General features: G+C 54.5%; 2 rRNA genes (1 of these 2 only partly in view). Both read left to right on the forward strand.

What is annotated here, in order from left to right:
- A 23S ribosomal RNA gene (locus NKI66_RS24245) occupies positions 1-861 on the forward strand; it begins 1,961 nt to the left of the window's first position.
- A 272-nt stretch (positions 862-1,133) separates the two neighbouring features.
- Positions 1,134-1,248 (forward strand): 5S ribosomal RNA (gene rrf, locus NKI66_RS24250).
- Positions 1,249-1,521: the final 273 nt, after the last annotated feature.

A 1,521-nucleotide genomic window follows, 5' to 3' on the forward strand; every position in this document is an offset into this window, starting at 1 on the left:
CGTGAAGATGCGGGGTTCCTGCGGTTAGACGGAAAGACCCCGTGCACCTTTACTATAGCTTTACATTGGCATTCGTAGTGGCATGTGTAGGATAGGTGGTAGGCTTTGAAACCTGGGCGCCAGCTCAGGTGGAGCCACCCTTGAAATACCACCCTTATTACTATGGATGTCTAACCGCGGCCCGTTATCCGGGTCCGGGACAATGTATGGTGGGTAGTTTGACTGGGGCGGTCGCCTCCTAAAGAGTAACGGAGGCGCGCGATGGTGGGCTCAGAACGGTCGGAAATCGTTCGCTGAGTGCAATGGCATAAGCCTGCCTGACTGCGAGACTGACAAGTCGAGCAGAGACGAAAGTCGGTCATAGTGATCCGGTGGTCCCGCGTGGAAGGGCCATCGCTCAACGGATAAAAGGTACGCCGGGGATAACAGGCTGATGACCCCCAAGAGTCCATATCGACGGGGTTGTTTGGCACCTCGATGTCGACTCATCGCATCCTGGGGCTGGAGCAGGTCCCAAGGGTATGGCTGTTCGCCATTTAAAGCGGTACGTGAGTTGGGTTCAGAACGTCGTGAGACAGTTCGGTCCCTATCTGCCGTGGGTGTAGGAATATTGAAAGGATCTGTCCCTAGTACGAGAGGACCGGGATGGACGGATCTCTGGTGGACCTGTTGTGGCGCCAGCCGCATAGCAGGGTAGCTATATCCGGACGGGATAACCGCTGAAGGCATCTAAGCGGGAAACCCACCTTAAAACGAGTATTCCCTGAGAACCGTGGAAGACGACCACGTTGATAGGCCGGGTGTGGAAGAGCGGCAACGCTTGAAGCTTACCGGTACTAATAGTTCGATCGGCTTGATCGTTCTCATTCCTTATGCTCATCTGACAAAGTCAGATGTTCTCACTCACGCTTGTTCCGCCCTGCGGGCGGCGCTACGTGGGTGCGGCGCATCAGCGCCGACGGTCGGTCGACCTTGCGAAGCTTCGCTTCGAAAGGCGTCAGGATCCAAAGAACTGTAAAGGCACAAAAAGACCAGCGAACAGCTCAGAGAAAGCAGCAAATAGGGTCCCTATTCGCTACTCACTATTGGCTATTCGCTCAAAAAAGCTTCTCGAACAACGTGCGTTTTGCCGACCTGGTGGTTATGGCGGAGCGGCTGCACCCGATCCCATTCCGAACTCGGCCGTGAAACGCTCCAGCGCTGATGGTACTTCGTCTCAAGACGCGGGAGAGTAGGTCGCTGCCAGGTCTGCCAAACGCACGTTGAACTCACATCCAATCGGATGTGAGAGAAATCTTCTCTTTATGAAATGGCCCGCCAAGGGATCACGGGCCGCGTAAGCGGCCCTTTCATTTGGTCAGCCATATACCTATCTGTAGGCCTCGGCTTACACAAAAAAAGCAAGCAAGCGCTTGCTTAGGAACGCAAGCAAACGCTTGCTTAGGGAATGCAAGCAAACGCTTGCTAAGGGAATGCAAGCAAACGCTTGCTAAGGGAATGCAAGCAAACGCTTGCTTAGGG

The sequence above is a fragment of the Mesorhizobium sp. M0518 genome (assembly GCF_040321125.1).
Taxonomy (GTDB): domain Bacteria; phylum Pseudomonadota; class Alphaproteobacteria; order Rhizobiales; family Rhizobiaceae; genus Mesorhizobium.